This is a genomic window from Luteibacter sp. UNCMF331Sha3.1 (assembly GCF_900109915.1).
In the GTDB taxonomy this organism is placed as follows: domain Bacteria; phylum Pseudomonadota; class Gammaproteobacteria; order Xanthomonadales; family Rhodanobacteraceae; genus Luteibacter.
On the sequence record NZ_FOBU01000004.1, the window covers coordinates 108,904 to 121,614 of the forward strand.

Sequence of the window (12,711 nt, forward strand, 5' to 3'; positions counted from 1 at the left end):
GAGTCTCGAGTCAGTGCCTGAAGTGACGCACGCCCGTGAACACCATCGCCATGTCGTGTTCGTCGGCGGCGGCGATCACCTCGCTGTCGCGCATCGAGCCACCCGGCTGGATCACCGCGCGAATGCCCGCCGCGGCCGCCGCGTCGATGCCGTCGCGGAACGGGAAGAACGCATCCGACGCCATCGCGCTGCCCGGCACCACGAGCCCGGCTTCTTCCGCCTTGAGGCCCGCGATCTTCGCGCTGACCACGCGGCTCATCTGGCCGGCGCCGATGCCGATCGTGCGGTTGTCCTTCGCGTAGACGATGGCGTTCGACTTGACCATCTTGGCCACGCGCCAGGCGAAGAGGAGGTCGTCGAGTTCGGCCGCCGTGGGCTGGCGCTTGCTGACGACCTTCAGTTCGTCGCGCTGCACCTGGCGATGGTCGGCCGTCTGCACGAGCAGGCCCGAGCCGACGCGCTTCACGTCGTGGGTGTTGCGTCCGTCGCCCGACGGAATCTCCAGCACGCGCACGTTCGCCTTCTTCGCGGCTTCGTCGACCGCGCCGGCGTCGACCTGCGGGGCGATCAGCACTTCCACGAACTGACGCTTCAGGATGGTGCGGGCCGTTTCCGCGTCGAGCGGGCGGTTGAACGCGATGATGCCGCCGAACGCCGAGGTGGGGTCGGTGGCGTAGGCGAGCTCGTAGGCCGCGAGCGGATCGGCGGCCACCGCGACACCGCACGGGTTCGCATGCTTCACGATCACGCACGCGGGCGCGTCGAACTGGCGCACGCATTCCCATGCCGCATCGGCGTCGGCGATGTTGTTGAACGAGAGTTCCTTGCCCTGAAGCTGGCGGAACGTGGCGAGCGTGCCGGGCGCGGGGTAGAGATCGCGATAGAACGCGCCGGCCTGGTGCGGATTCTCGCCGTAGCGAAGGTCCATCACCTTCACGAATCGGCCGTTGGACTGCTCCGGGAACTCGTTGCGACCGGCGACGCGCGTATGCGTGTCGTCGAGCGTGACGCCGGAGAGGTAGTCGCTGATCGCGCCGTCGTAGTTCGACACGCGATTGAACGCGGCGACGGAGAGACGGAAACGCGTGGCGCGCGTGAGGCCGCCCTTGCCTTCGATCTCGGCGAGCGCGTCATCGTACTGCGCGGGATCGGTCAGCACGCCGACATCGTTCCAGTTCTTCGCGGCCGCGCGCAGCATCGCCGGACCGCCGATGTCGATGTTCTCGATCGCGTCTTCGAGCGAGCACGCCGGATCGGCCACGGTGCGTTCGAACGGATACAGGTTCAGCACCAGCAGGTCGATCGGCAGGATGCCGTGTTCGGCCATCACGGCGTCGTCGGTGCCGCGGCGACCCAGCAGGCCACCGTGGACCTTCGGGTGCAGCGTCTTCACGCGGCCGTCCATGATCTCGGGGAAGCCGGTGAGGTCGCCCACGTCGCGCACGGGGATACCCGCGTCGCGCAGCGCTTTCGCCGAGCCGCCGGTGGAAAGGATGTCGACGTTCGCGGCGACGAGGCGGCGGGCGAGGTCCGTCAGGCCCTGCTTGTCGGAAACGCTGACGAGCGCGCGGCGGACGGGAACGAGATCGGGCGTGGGCATGGGCACTTCCGGGGAGGAAAGCGCGCCATTATAGCCGCCCGGACGTCCGGGCGATCCGGTGGCACGACGGATCAGGAGATGCCGTGGGCCGCGAGCTTCTTGCGGAGGGTGGCACGATTGATGCCGAGCGCGGCGGCGGCGCGGCTCTGGTTGCCTTCGTGGAAGGCGAGCACTTCGCGCAGCAGGGGGCCTTCGACTTCGCGGATGACCAGGGCGTGCAGCCCCTCGCCGAACTCGGTGTCGCCGATGTCGGCCAGGTAACGACGTACCGTTCGGCTGACGCATTCGCTGAGCGCACTCTGCATGGAGGTTTCGTTGGCAGCCTCGACAGCAGTCAGTCTCACAGCGTTCAAGGCATTTCCCTCTCGCAGGCCGGAACGTGAGCACCGGTCGGTTCGTTTCGTATGGTCGCTTGGGTGCGCCCTCGGCTCGCCCTGCCGGGGAGTCGCAAAGTCGCGAAGGGGACCGAGTGTACTCGCCCCCGGGAACGAATTGCAGGCTTGCAAAAAGAAATTTTTTCGAACGGCTCAGTCGAAGCTGAAGGCGAAGGCGACGGCCTTCTGGCCCGGGTCTTGCACCTCGAACACCATCGCCGACGTCGCACCCGCCGGCAGGCCACGCGCACGCGCACTCGCGTCGCCGACATAGTCCTCAGGCTGGAAGCGACGCATCGCGAGGCGACGGCCTGCGGCATCGGACAGGACGATGGTGACGATCGGATACGGTTGGGCGAACGCGGCATCGTTTCGCACGCTCGCAGTGATCAGCAGGCCGTCCGTCACCGACGGATGCTGCTCGACGTCGCGGGCGAGAAGGCGCAGTCGCGATGGCGCCGCGACGAGAGGCAACCGGCAACCCACGACGGCGCAGCCGCTCGCCAGCAGCGGCCCCACCGCGGGATCCGCGATGAGCACGTCGCGCTTCGCCCATGCCAGCTGTGCGCCGAGGCCGAGCACGAGCACCGCGCACGTGCCGACCCACGCCGCCGTGCGCCACGAGCGGCGCTTCGGTCGCGCGAAGCGCGGCGTGAAGGTCAGCTGCGTGAAATCCTCGCCGGTCTCTTCGACGGTCGCGACGGTCGCCGGCTCCTCGTCGTCCGGGTCGGCGGCGACGGCGGTTTCTTCGGGCTCGGGGCGTGGCCGGAAGACCGCGACTCCGGCCAGCGGCGGATCCCGGTCGAGCGCGTGCTCCTCGAGTCGCGTGAACGGTTCCGGCGGCAGCTGCGCGGCGAGCGTGCCCAGCGCGTTGAATACCGCCTCGCAATGCGCGCAGCGAAGACATCCGCACGCGGGCACGAGCAGTTCGGCTTCCAGCTTGTAGACGGTGAGGCACTCGGGGCACTGCGTATACATCGGCCGATCATAGCGGCCGCGTCGCGTCCGTGCGCGCGATCCGGTGCCGGAGGCGTGTCCCTTGTAGAATCGCAGGCTCCGTTTTCCTGATGGCCCCTCCATGCCCTGGCTCGAACTTTCCCTGACGATCCGCGCCGCCGAACAACCGCGCGTCGAAACCGCGCTGGAGGATCTCGGCGCGCTGTCCATCACGCTGCAGGACGCCGACGCCGAAACGCCGGACGAGGAGGCCATCTTCGAGCCCGGCGTCGGCGAGATCCCGTTGTGGAACCAGATCGTGCTCAACGCGTTGTTCGACGCCGACGCCGACAAGCGCGGCCTCACCGCGGCCATCGCGGACGACCTCCCGTTCATCGAGCCGGCGCAGATCGCCTGGCGCGTGGTCGACGACCAGGACTGGGAGCGCGCGTGGATGGATCAGTTCAAGCCGATGCCGTTCGGCCGCCGGCTGTGGGTGTATCCGTGGAACATCGATCCGCCGGAAGACGGCGACATCGTCGTCGTGCGGCTCGACCCCGGCCTCGCCTTCGGCACGGGCACGCACCCGACCACGGCGATGTGTCTCGAATGGCTCGACGGCCAGCAGATGGCGGGCAAGACGCTCCTCGATTACGGCTGCGGATCGGGCATCCTCGCCATCGCCGCGCTCAAGCTCGGCGCGCCCCACGCCGTCGGCATCGACAACGACCCGCAGGCTCTGATCGCCTCCCGTGACAACGCGGAGCGGAACGGCGTCGACGCCGATCTCGAGGTCTACCTCCCGGGCGAGGCACCCGCCGGCCTCGCCGACATCCTCGTCGCGAACATCCTCGCCGGCCCCCTGGGCGAACTCGCCCCGACGTTCGCGGCCGCGGTGAAACCGGGCGCGCCGTTCGCGCTCTCCGGCATCCTCCATGGTCAGCACGAGGAGCTGCTCGTACGTTACGCCGAGTGGTTCGAGGACCTCGAGGTGCGCACGCTGGAGGACTGGGTCCGGATCAGCGGGCGCCGCAAGAGCTGAATGTAGGAGCGGCCCAAGAAAAAGGGCCCCGAAGGGCCCTCGTTCTCACTCGACCTTCTGGTCGTTTTTCTTTTCCCAGGAGTGCTGCTCCTGGAGGAGCTTGTCCGGGTCGAAGCCCTGGTCGTCGTTCAGGCCCTGCATCTCTTCGATGGCCTCGGCCGGAGGGTTGCCGTAATAGATGTTGTAGAGGCGCTGCTGACGGTAGGCGTCCCGCACGAACACGTAGGGATCGTAGGCCGACGCGAGGAAGCTCTCCGCATCGATACCGCGGGAACGCAGGGTCACGAGGTAGAGGACCTGCGGGATGTATTCCTGGCCGTACTTGAAGTCGTGGTTGCGACCGTAATAGCTGAGCGGATCGAAGAAGTAGCTGTCGACCGGCAGGCGCCAGACGTCGCGGACCGTGGTCGGACCGACGAACGGCAGGACGAGGTAGCTGCCCTCGGGCACGCCCCAACGCGCCAGGGTCACGCCGAAGTCGTTCTGCTCCATCGGGATGCCGAGCAGGCTCGCCGGATCCTTGAAGCCCAGGAACCCGATCGTCAGGTTCACGACGAAGCGGCCACTGGTCTGCAGCGCCTGCTTGGGCCGGAACTGGAGCAGATCGTTCGCGACGGTGATCGGCAGGCGGATGTTCGTGTAGAAATCGCTGATCGCCGTGCGTACGGGCGGGTTCGTCACCTTGCGATAGCCGACCGCGACCGGGCGGATCACCGCCTTGTCGAGCTTGTCGTTGAAGGCGAACACCTTCCGGTTGAGCTTCTCGTTCGGGTCGTCCGTGCGGGGCGGCGCGACATGGCAGGCCGCGAGCAGCGCCACGGCCACGAGGCCGAGGGTGGTGCGGGCGATCCTGGCGATCCGGTTCAGGGTTGTGGGGTGCATCGACGCGGCTTTGGGGGTGGGGCGGTGCTTTATTGTACCGCGCAGTATTATTATTTGCACTAAGAGCCGTCCGTGGTGGTCAGAACCGCGCATGATACCCGTCCCCCGATTGCCAGCCAACGGGCCGGACCGGTAAACTGCGTGGTCAGAAGTGTCTTTATTGTCAAGGATTTGAAATGGCCCGTATTACTGTCCAAGACTGCCTTGAGGTAGTCGACAACCGCTTCGAGCTCGTGCTCATGGCGACCAAGCGCGCCCGCCAGCTGTCGAAGGGTGCCCAGCCGACGCTCGATCCGAACAACGACAAGCCGACGGTGCTGGCCCTGCGCGAAATCGCCGCGCGTCGTGTCAACGACGACATGATCGACGAAATCGACCGCGTCGCCCGCGAGCGTGCCGAGCGCGAAGCCCTCGAGTGGGCCGCCACCGAAGTGGACGACGACCTCTCGAAGGGCGGAGATGACTGATGACGCCGGGTCGCTGTCGGCCCTGCCTTCATCCGTACCCTGCGCACGTTGAGGCGCGGCTGCTGAAGCCGCGCGCGGGAGGCGCCGCCTGAGGCGGTGGTTCCTCCCATGGAAGTGATTCCCGCGAAAAAACTGACCGACGTGGTCGACGATGCTCCGGTGCCTCCGTATGTGCAGGCGCTGGAAGATCGCGTGGGCGCGTATCTGCCGCACGAGCAGGTGCTGCGCATCCGTCGCGCGTTTCTCGTGGGCGCCGCGGCGCACGAGGGCCAGACGCGCAAGTCCGGCGAGCCGTACATCACCCATCCGGTCGCCGTCGCGCACGTGCTGGCCGATCTCGGCCTCGACGCCGAGACGATCATCGCGGCGATCCTGCACGACACCCTGGAAGACACGCGCCTCGGGCGCGCCGAGCTCGCGGGCGCCTTCGGCGAGACCGTGGCCGAACTCGTCGACGGTGTCACCAAGCTCGACAAGATGCGCTTCTCGAGCCGCGCGGAAGCCGACGCCGAGAGCTTCCGCAAGATGCTGCTGGCGATGGCGCGCGACCTGCGCGTGATCCTCATCAAGCTCTCCGACCGCCTGCACAACATGCGCACGCTCGGCGCGAAGGATTCCGACTCGCGCCGGCGCATCGCGCGCGAAACGCTCGAGATCTACGCGCCCATCGCGCAGCGCCTCGGCATGAACAAGTTCAAGGCCGAACTGCAGGACCTCGGCTTCAAGGCGCTCTATCCGGATCGTCATCGCATCATCGGCGAGCGCATCCGCGCCGCGCTCGGCAACCGTCGCGAAGCGATGGCGAAGATCGAGATGGCGCTCGAAGGCCGCCTCGCCGCGGAGAAGATCCCGGGCCGCGCGGTCAGCCGCATCAAGTCGGCGTGGAGCATCTATTCGAAGATGCGCAGCGAGCACAAGTCGTTCGCGCAGCTGATGGACGTCTACGGTTTCCGCGTCATCACCGACTCGGCCATGCATTGCTACATGGCGCTCGGCGCAGTGCACGGTCTGTACAAGCCGGTGGACGGCCGCTTCAAGGATTTCATCGCCATTCCCAAGGGCAACGGCTACCAGTCGCTGCACACCGTGTTGCTCGGTCCGTTCGGCGCGCCGATCGAAATCCAGATCCGCACGTCGGAGATGGAATCGGTCGCGGAGCGTGGCGTGGCCGCGCACTGGGCCTACAAGAGCGACTCCGGCCCCGCGAACAGCGCGCAGGCGCGCGCCCGCGAGTGGCTCTCCGCGCTCGCCGACAGCCAGGCGAACACGCCGTCCGCGTCGGAGTTCCTCGAGAACGTCAAGATCGACCTCTTCCCGGACGAGGTGTACCTGTTCACGCCGCGCGGGGAGATCTTCTCGCTGCCGCGCAATGCCACCGCGCTCGACTTCGCCTACGCGGTGCATACCGACGTGGGCGACCACGCCGTGGCCGCGCGCGTCGACAAGAAGCTCGTGCCGCTGCGTACGCGTCTGGTCTCCGGCCAACAGGTGGAGATCATCACGGCGCCGTCCGCGGTGCCGAATCCCGCGTGGCTCGAAGCCGTGGTCACCGGCAAGGCGCGCACCGCGATCCGCCAGTACCTCAAGCACCTGCAGCACGAGGACGCGGTGGACTTCGGCCACCGCATGCTCGATCGCGCCCTGGACGCGCGCGGCCTCAGCCTCGATGCCATTCCCGCCGCGACGCTCGATCGTTTCCTCGACGAAGCGAAGCTCAAGCGGCTGGAAGAACTGCTCTCCGAGATCGCGCTCGGCAACCGCTTCGCCGATCAGGTGGCGACGCAGCTCGTCGGGCTGCTCGGGCCGCGCGAGACCGCGACGAAATCGCAGCCGGAGCACACCGCCGAGAAGATCCGCATCAGCGGCGCCGAACGCGGTGTTCTCAGCTTCGGCAACTGCTGCCATCCGCTGCCGGGCGACGAGATCGTCGGTTTCCTCTCGTCGGGCAAGGGCATCGTGGTGCACCGCGTGGAGTGCCCCAACGTCGCCGAGTTCCGCAAGACGCCGGAGCGTATCGTCGCCATCGAATGGGATCGCGACGTGTCGGGCGATTACCGCGCCGAACTGCGTATCGAAGTGCTCAACCGTCCGGGCGTGCTGGCCACCGTGGCGGCGGCCATCGCCGACGCGGGCTCGAACATCGAGAACGTCGAGTACATCGAACGCGACAGCACGGCGGCGACGCTGCTCTTCGCCATCGAGGTGAAGGACCGCAAGCACCTTGCCGACGTCATGCGCCGCGTGCGTCGCACCGGTGTCGTCAGCGGCGTCTACCGCCACCCGCTGTAAGGCGGCGGCGGCCAGCGTTTCGCGCGCAGGGCGCGCCGCCGGTCGCCATCGCTGGCCAGGATGGCTAGACTTCGGGAAGATTCCCCGACGGACACCCCCATGACCCGCAGCACCATCGCCACCGACAAGGCGCCTTCCGCCATTGGTCCGTACTCGCAGGCCGTGCGCGCCGGCGACACCGTGTACTTCTCTGGCCAGATTCCGCTCGATCCCGCGACGGGCAACCTCGTCGAGGGCGACATCACGGTGCAGACGCGCCGCGTGTTCGACAACCTCACGGCGGTGGCCGAGGCGGCGGGCGGCAAGCTGTCCGACATCGTGCGCGTGGGCATCTACGTGACCGATCTCGGCAACTTCGCCGCGGTCAACGCGGTGATGGCCGAATACTTCCAGCAGCCGTACCCCGCGCGTTCCACGATCGAAGTCTCGGGTCTGCCGAAGGCCGCGCAGGTCGAAGTCGACGCGATCCTCGTCCTGCCGTAAGGACACGCGCGATCCCGTGATTCGTCGTCCGGCTCCGATCGTCGCCTCGCCGCCCGCGGATCCCGGCCGCACGCCGCTGACGTCGCTCGGCGGCGTGGGGCCAGCGCTCGCCGAGGCGCTGGGACGGCTCGGCATCCGGACGGTGCAGGACCTCTGGTTCCATCTCCCGCTGCGCTACGAGGACCGCACGCGCGTAGTGCCGATCGCGGACCTGCGCCCGGGCGATCGCGCGCAGGTCGAAGGCACCGTCGACTTCGTGGAGCGCGGCTTTCGTTTCCGTCCGCAGCTGAAGGTGATCCTCGGCGACGCATCGGGCGGCGCGTTGCTGCTGCGCTTCTTCCATTTCCGCAAGTCGCAGGTCGACCAGCTGCCGAAGGGCACCCGTCTTCTCGTGTTCGGCGAGGTGCGCCAGGGGCCGCAGGGTCTGGAGATGGTGCATCCACAGTACCAGCGGATCGAGGCGGACGATCCGGTCGTCGTCGACGAACGGCTGACGCCCGTGTACCCAACCACCGAAGGCCTCGGTGCGAAACGCCTCGCCGGCGTCGTCGCGCGCGCGCTCGCGTACCTGCCCGCGGACGATCGCCTCGAACTGCTGCCGGACGGCATCGCGTTGCCGCCAGGCATGACGTCGCTGCGCGACGCGCTGCTCTACGTGCACAGGCCTCCGCCGGAGGTCGATCTGCGCCAGCTCGGCGAAGGCGGCCATCCCGCGCAGAAGCGCCTCGCGTTCGAAGAGCTGCTGACGCAGCACCTCACGTTGCGACGCATGCGCGCGGCGGTGAAGGAGCGCAAGGCGCCGGCGCTGAAGAGCGCGGGCACGCTTCGCGAGCGGCTGCTCGCGGGGCTTCCGTTTCCGCTCACGGGTGCGCAGACACGTGTGTCGAAAGAGGTCGCGCGCGATCTGGTACGTGCGCATCCCATGCTGCGCCTCGTGCAGGGCGACGTCGGCAGCGGCAAGACGGTCGTCGCGGCGCTGGCCGCCGTCGCCGCCGTGGAAGCCGGCTACCAGGTGGCATTGATGGCGCCGACGGAGTTGCTTGCCGAGCAGCACCTGCGCAACTTCCGTGCGTGGCTCGAGCCACTCGGGCTCACGGTCGAGTGGCTCGCGGGCAAGGTGCAGGGCAGGGCGCGCAAGACCGCGCTGGGTCACGCCGCGAGTGGCAGCGCGCACGTCGTGGTCGGTACGCACGCGCTGATGCAGGAGGGCGTCGCGTTCGCGAAGCTCGGCCTCGTCATCGTCGACGAACAGCACCGGTTCGGCGTGCACCAGCGTCTGGCGCTGCGCGACAAGGGCGCCGAGGGCGACCTGATTCCGCACCAGCTCGTGCTCACGGCCACGCCGATCCCGCGCACCCTCGCCATGAGCGCGTACGCCGACCTCGACGTCTCCTCCATCGACGAGCTGCCGCCCGGGCGCACGCCCGTGCAGACGGCGGCGATCTCGAACGAGCGTCGCTACGACGTCATGGAGCGCATCGAGGCCGCCTGCCTGCAGGGTCGCCAGGTCTACTGGGTGTGCACGCTGATCGAAGAATCCGAACAGCTCGTGGCGCAGGCCGCCGAAGTGGCGCACGCCGAACTCACCACCGCGTTGCCCGATCTCGCGGTGGGCCTGATCCACGGCCGCATGAAGCCGAAGGAAAAACAGGCCGTCATGGATGCGTTCAAGGCCGGCGAACTCGCGGTGCTGGTCGCCACGACCGTGATCGAGGTCGGCGTGGACGTGCCCAACGCGAGCCTCATGGTGATCGAGAACAGCGAACGCCTTGGCCTGGCACAGCTACACCAGCTGCGCGGCCGCGTCGGTCGCGGCTCCGTGGCGTCGAACTGCGTGTTGCTCTATCAGACGCCGCTGTCGCGGCTGGCGAAGGAGCGCCTGCAGGTCATGCGGGAAACGAACGACGGGTTCCGCATCGCCGAGAAGGACCTCGAACTGCGTGGCCCCGGCGAAGTGCTCGGCACCCGCCAGACGGGCCAGCTCCAGTTCCGCATCGCCGATCTCGCGCGCGACGCGCATCTGATGCCCGACGTGCAGCGCGTGGCGGAAGCCATGATGAAACACCACCCCGACCGCTGCGAACGCCTGATCGCCCGCTGGGTCGGCGACGCCGCCCGTTACGTCGACGCCTGATCCAGGGCTGGCTCCCACCGGTTTCAGGCCAACCCGAGGTGTCGCCGCACCTCCGCCGCGATCGTCGCCGTTTCCCGCAGTGGTCGCTGGCGCGCTTCCGTCCGCGCGTCGATGTCGTGCAGCAGTCCGGCCGCGCGCAGCTCCGCGTGGAATCGCCCGAGCTTTTCCGGCAAGGGGGCCGCGACGATCGTATGCACCGGCCGCCCCGTGGCACACGCCTCCGAGAGCATGTTCACCGAATCGGGGGTCACGACGAGACGGTCGGCCCAGCCGAGGATGCCGGGGTACGGATTCGCGCCATCGGCGCTGCCCGTCCACACCACGCCGCGCAATCCCGCGAACGCTTCGCGCAGCCGGGGCAGGACCGCCGCGGGCGTCCGACGCGACACGACCACGAGCACCGAACCGCCGTCGGCCGCATGGCGGACCCGCACCGCGGCGGCGAATGCGTCGACCGCGTTCGCATCCAGCGGCGTACCGCGCCGTTCCCCGCCGATCAGCACACCGAGGCGCGGACCGGGGAGGTTCGCGAACTGCGCGAACGCGCTCCGCCCGTCCTCGAGCCATGCATCGTCGATCGGATTCAGCGAGCCCAGGGGGCTCAGCACGTTGTTGCCATGCAACTGGTCGTGTCGCGGTGCGATCACGAGGTCCCAGTGCGACGGATCGAGCCGCGGGTCGAGGATCTGCACCGCGAGCGTGCGCCCCGCCGACCAGCGGCGGATCTGCCGGGTCGCCCATGCCGCATGGCGGCCGCAACCGATCACGAGCTGGGGCCATGGCGGCAGGAGGGCGTCGTCGCCGCGCCCCAGCGCCATGCGCGCTCCCGGCAACAACCGCGGCGCGAACCACGACCAGGGCGCGCGCAGTTCGACGGCGAGTTCGCGGATCCCCGGCGTCAGGGCCTCCGCGAGGGCCAGCGCCTGCCGCCGGTTGCCGGCGGCGCCATCGGTCACCACCCAGCAGGAATTCGCAGGCAAGCCGTTCATGGCACCCCCGGATTCGCGATTGTTGTCGATTTCGGCACAGTTCGTTCCCTGGCTGACCGGTCCACGAAGGGCGTCGTGGCGCTTACACTGTCGGGATGCCGGTCCCCCGGCGCCTTTTGTCACTGTACAAGGATATCCATGAGTTCTCCGTTGAACGATGTCGCCCTCGACCAGCTCTTCCGCAGCGCGCGTACCCTCAACGCATGGCTGGACAAGGAAGTGACCGACGAGCAGCTCCGGCAGATCTACGATCTCGCCAGGATGGGCCCGACCTCGGCGAACTCGTCCCCGATGCGCATCGTCTTCGTCAAGTCGAAGGATGCGAAGCAGCGCCTGCACCCGTACCTGTCCGAAGGCAACGCCGCCAAGACCATGGCGGCCCCGGTAACCGCGATCATCGCCACCGACTTCGCCTTCTACGAGAAGCTGCCGCAGCTGTTCCCGCATGCCGACGCGCGCAGCTGGTTCGTCGGCAACGAGGCGCTCGTGCAGGCGACCGCCACCCGTAACGGTTCGCTCCAGGGGGCCTACGTGATCATGGCCGCCCGCGCGCTGGGGCTCGACTGCGGCCCGATGTCGGGCTACGACCAGGCAGGCGTCGACGCCGAGTTCTTCGCCGGCACCCAGGTCAGGTCGAACTTCCTCGTGAACATCGGCTACGGCGACCTCGCCAATGGCCTGCACCCCCGCAACCCGCGCCTCGACTTCGACGAGGCCGCGCAGATCCTCTGATCCTTTTCCCGCGGCGACCCCGGTCCCGCTGTTGTCTGGCAGTACCCACTCTCACTGCAGGAGATTCACCATGCGCGCTCTCCGTTACGTCGCCCTCGCGGGCCTGCTCGCCGCCGCCGGCACCGCCGCCGCCGCTCCCGTCACGTACAAGCTCGACCCGGGCCACACCATGGTCCTGTTCAGCTGGAACCACTTCGGCTTCTCCAACCCGTCGGCCAACCTTGGCCAGGTGGACGGCACGCTCGTCTACGACGAAGCCGCCCCGACCAAGTCGACCGTCGAAGCCACGCTGCCGCTGACCGGCCTCGACACGTTCGTGCCGAAGCTCGACGAGCACATGAAGTCGGCCGACTTCCTCGACGCCGCCAAGTACCCGAACGTCACGTTCAAGAGCACCAAGGTCACGGAAGCCGGCAAGGGCAAGCTCAAGGTCACGGGCGACCTCACCGTCCACGGCGTGACCAAGCCGGTGACGCTCGACGTCACGCTGAACAAGGTCGGCCCGCACCCGATGATGAAGGTCCAGACGGTCGGCTTCGATGCCACCGCGAAGATCAAGCGTTCCGATTTCGGCGTCGGTGCCTACGTGCCGAACGTCGGCGACGAGATCACCATCCGCATCACCACCGAAGCGCACGACGCCTCGGCCAAGAAGTAAGCCGCTCTACGTCGCGAGCAAGAAACCCGCGCCAGCCATGGCGCGGGTTTTTTTTGTTCCGGTGGGAGCCAGCCTGCTGGCGAAGGGTGCTCGCGGCAAGCATCCATCACGAGCAGGCCGGCTCC

Annotated in this window: 12 protein-coding genes; 7 read left to right on the forward strand and 5 right to left on the reverse strand. The window is 68.1% G+C overall.

Annotated elements, in window-relative coordinates:
• Positions 1 to 10: 10 nt before the first annotated feature.
• The 3 genes from purH to BMX32_RS17215 all read right to left on the reverse strand — a co-directional run bounded on the left by purH (position 11) and on the right by BMX32_RS17215 (position 2,952).
• Complete coding sequence (gene purH / locus BMX32_RS17205) at positions 11 to 1,600, reverse strand: bifunctional phosphoribosylaminoimidazolecarboxamide formyltransferase/IMP cyclohydrolase (RefSeq protein WP_089981127.1); 1,590 nt, start codon at positions 1,598 to 1,600, stop codon at positions 11 to 13.
• Positions 1,601 to 1,671: 71 nt separating this feature from the next.
• Positions 1,672 to 1,905, reverse strand: a complete 234-nt coding sequence (locus BMX32_RS17210; protein WP_089981129.1) for a helix-turn-helix domain-containing protein — start codon at positions 1,903 to 1,905, stop codon at positions 1,672 to 1,674.
• Between the two features lie 222 nt (positions 1,906 to 2,127).
• A complete protein-coding gene (locus BMX32_RS17215) occupies positions 2,128 to 2,952 on the reverse strand; it encodes a zinc-ribbon and DUF3426 domain-containing protein (RefSeq protein ID WP_089981130.1) in 825 nt (274 codons plus the stop codon).
• A gap of 100 nt (positions 2,953 to 3,052) precedes the next feature.
• Here BMX32_RS17215 and prmA point away from each other — a divergent pair, with 100 nt between their 5' ends.
• Entirely contained in the window at positions 3,053 to 3,952 is a 900-nt protein-coding gene (gene prmA / locus BMX32_RS17220) for a 50S ribosomal protein L11 methyltransferase (RefSeq protein ID WP_089981132.1), read from the forward strand.
• A gap of 45 nt (positions 3,953 to 3,997) precedes the next feature.
• On the opposite strand, the gene BMX32_RS17225 is transcribed toward prmA, so the two are convergent.
• Positions 3,998 to 4,834 carry an MlaA family lipoprotein gene (locus tag BMX32_RS17225; protein ID WP_089981134.1) on the reverse strand — a complete coding sequence of 279 codons (837 nt, stop codon included), beginning with the start codon at positions 4,832 to 4,834 and terminating at the stop codon, positions 3,998 to 4,000.
• Positions 4,835 to 5,010: 176 nt separating this feature from the next.
• Between BMX32_RS17225 and rpoZ the strand changes: the two genes are divergently transcribed.
• From rpoZ to recG, 4 genes are all read left to right on the forward strand, one after another.
• On the forward strand, positions 5,011 to 5,301 hold the full coding sequence (rpoZ, locus tag BMX32_RS17230) for a DNA-directed RNA polymerase subunit omega (RefSeq protein WP_089981137.1): 291 nt from the start codon (positions 5,011 to 5,013) through the stop codon (positions 5,299 to 5,301).
• 108 nt (positions 5,302 to 5,409) lie between these two features.
• Positions 5,410 to 7,590 (forward strand): RelA/SpoT family protein, encoded by a 2,181-nt coding sequence (locus BMX32_RS17235; RefSeq protein WP_089981140.1) that lies wholly within the window; start codon positions 5,410 to 5,412, stop codon positions 7,588 to 7,590.
• Between the two features lie 99 nt (positions 7,591 to 7,689).
• Positions 7,690 to 8,073, forward strand: a complete 384-nt coding sequence (locus BMX32_RS17240) for a RidA family protein (RefSeq protein ID WP_089981143.1) — start codon at positions 7,690 to 7,692, stop codon at positions 8,071 to 8,073.
• 37 nt (positions 8,074 to 8,110) lie between these two features.
• Entirely contained in the window at positions 8,111 to 10,207 is a 2,097-nt protein-coding gene (recG, locus tag BMX32_RS17245; RefSeq protein ID WP_211664252.1) for an ATP-dependent DNA helicase RecG, read from the forward strand.
• 23 nt (positions 10,208 to 10,230) lie between these two features.
• Here the strand turns inward: recG and BMX32_RS17250 are convergent, their stop codons facing one another.
• Positions 10,231 to 11,196: a mitochondrial fission ELM1 family protein gene (locus BMX32_RS17250; RefSeq protein WP_089981146.1), complete on the reverse strand. Its 966-nt coding sequence runs from the start codon at positions 11,194 to 11,196 to the stop codon at positions 10,231 to 10,233.
• Positions 11,197 to 11,334: 138 nt separating this feature from the next.
• Between BMX32_RS17250 and BMX32_RS17255 the strand changes: the two genes are divergently transcribed.
• Both BMX32_RS17255 and BMX32_RS17260 read left to right on the forward strand, forming a co-directional pair.
• Entirely contained in the window at positions 11,335 to 11,928 is a 594-nt protein-coding gene (locus BMX32_RS17255; RefSeq protein ID WP_089981148.1) for a malonic semialdehyde reductase, read from the forward strand.
• A 70-nt stretch (positions 11,929 to 11,998) separates the two neighbouring features.
• Positions 11,999 to 12,586: a YceI family protein gene (locus tag BMX32_RS17260; RefSeq protein WP_089981150.1), complete on the forward strand. Its 588-nt coding sequence runs from the start codon at positions 11,999 to 12,001 to the stop codon at positions 12,584 to 12,586.
• Positions 12,587 to 12,711 lie beyond the last annotated feature (125 nt).

Coding starts and splice junctions, on each gene's coding strand:
- rpoZ (WP_089981137.1), top strand. CDS start 5,011: ATGGCCCGTATTACTGTCCAAGACTGCCTTGAGGTAGTCGACAACCGC.
- BMX32_RS17240 (WP_089981143.1), top strand. CDS start 7,690: ATGACCCGCAGCACCATCGCCACCGACAAGGCGCCTTCCGCCATTGGT.
- BMX32_RS17215 (WP_089981130.1), bottom strand. CDS start 2,952: ATGTATACGCAGTGCCCCGAGTGCCTCACCGTCTACAAGCTGGAAGCC.
- BMX32_RS17255 (WP_089981148.1), top strand. CDS start 11,335: ATGAGTTCTCCGTTGAACGATGTCGCCCTCGACCAGCTCTTCCGCAGC.
- purH (WP_089981127.1), bottom strand. CDS start 1,600: ATGCCCACGCCCGATCTCGTTCCCGTCCGCCGCGCGCTCGTCAGCGTT.
- prmA (WP_089981132.1), top strand. CDS start 3,053: ATGCCCTGGCTCGAACTTTCCCTGACGATCCGCGCCGCCGAACAACCG.
- BMX32_RS17260 (WP_089981150.1), top strand. CDS start 11,999: ATGCGCGCTCTCCGTTACGTCGCCCTCGCGGGCCTGCTCGCCGCCGCC.
- BMX32_RS17210 (WP_089981129.1), bottom strand. CDS start 1,905: ATGCAGAGTGCGCTCAGCGAATGCGTCAGCCGAACGGTACGTCGTTAC.
- BMX32_RS17250 (WP_089981146.1), bottom strand. CDS start 11,196: ATGAACGGCTTGCCTGCGAATTCCTGCTGGGTGGTGACCGATGGCGCC.
- BMX32_RS17235 (WP_089981140.1), top strand. CDS start 5,410: ATGGAAGTGATTCCCGCGAAAAAACTGACCGACGTGGTCGACGATGCT.
- BMX32_RS17225 (WP_089981134.1), bottom strand. CDS start 4,834: ATGCACCCCACAACCCTGAACCGGATCGCCAGGATCGCCCGCACCACC.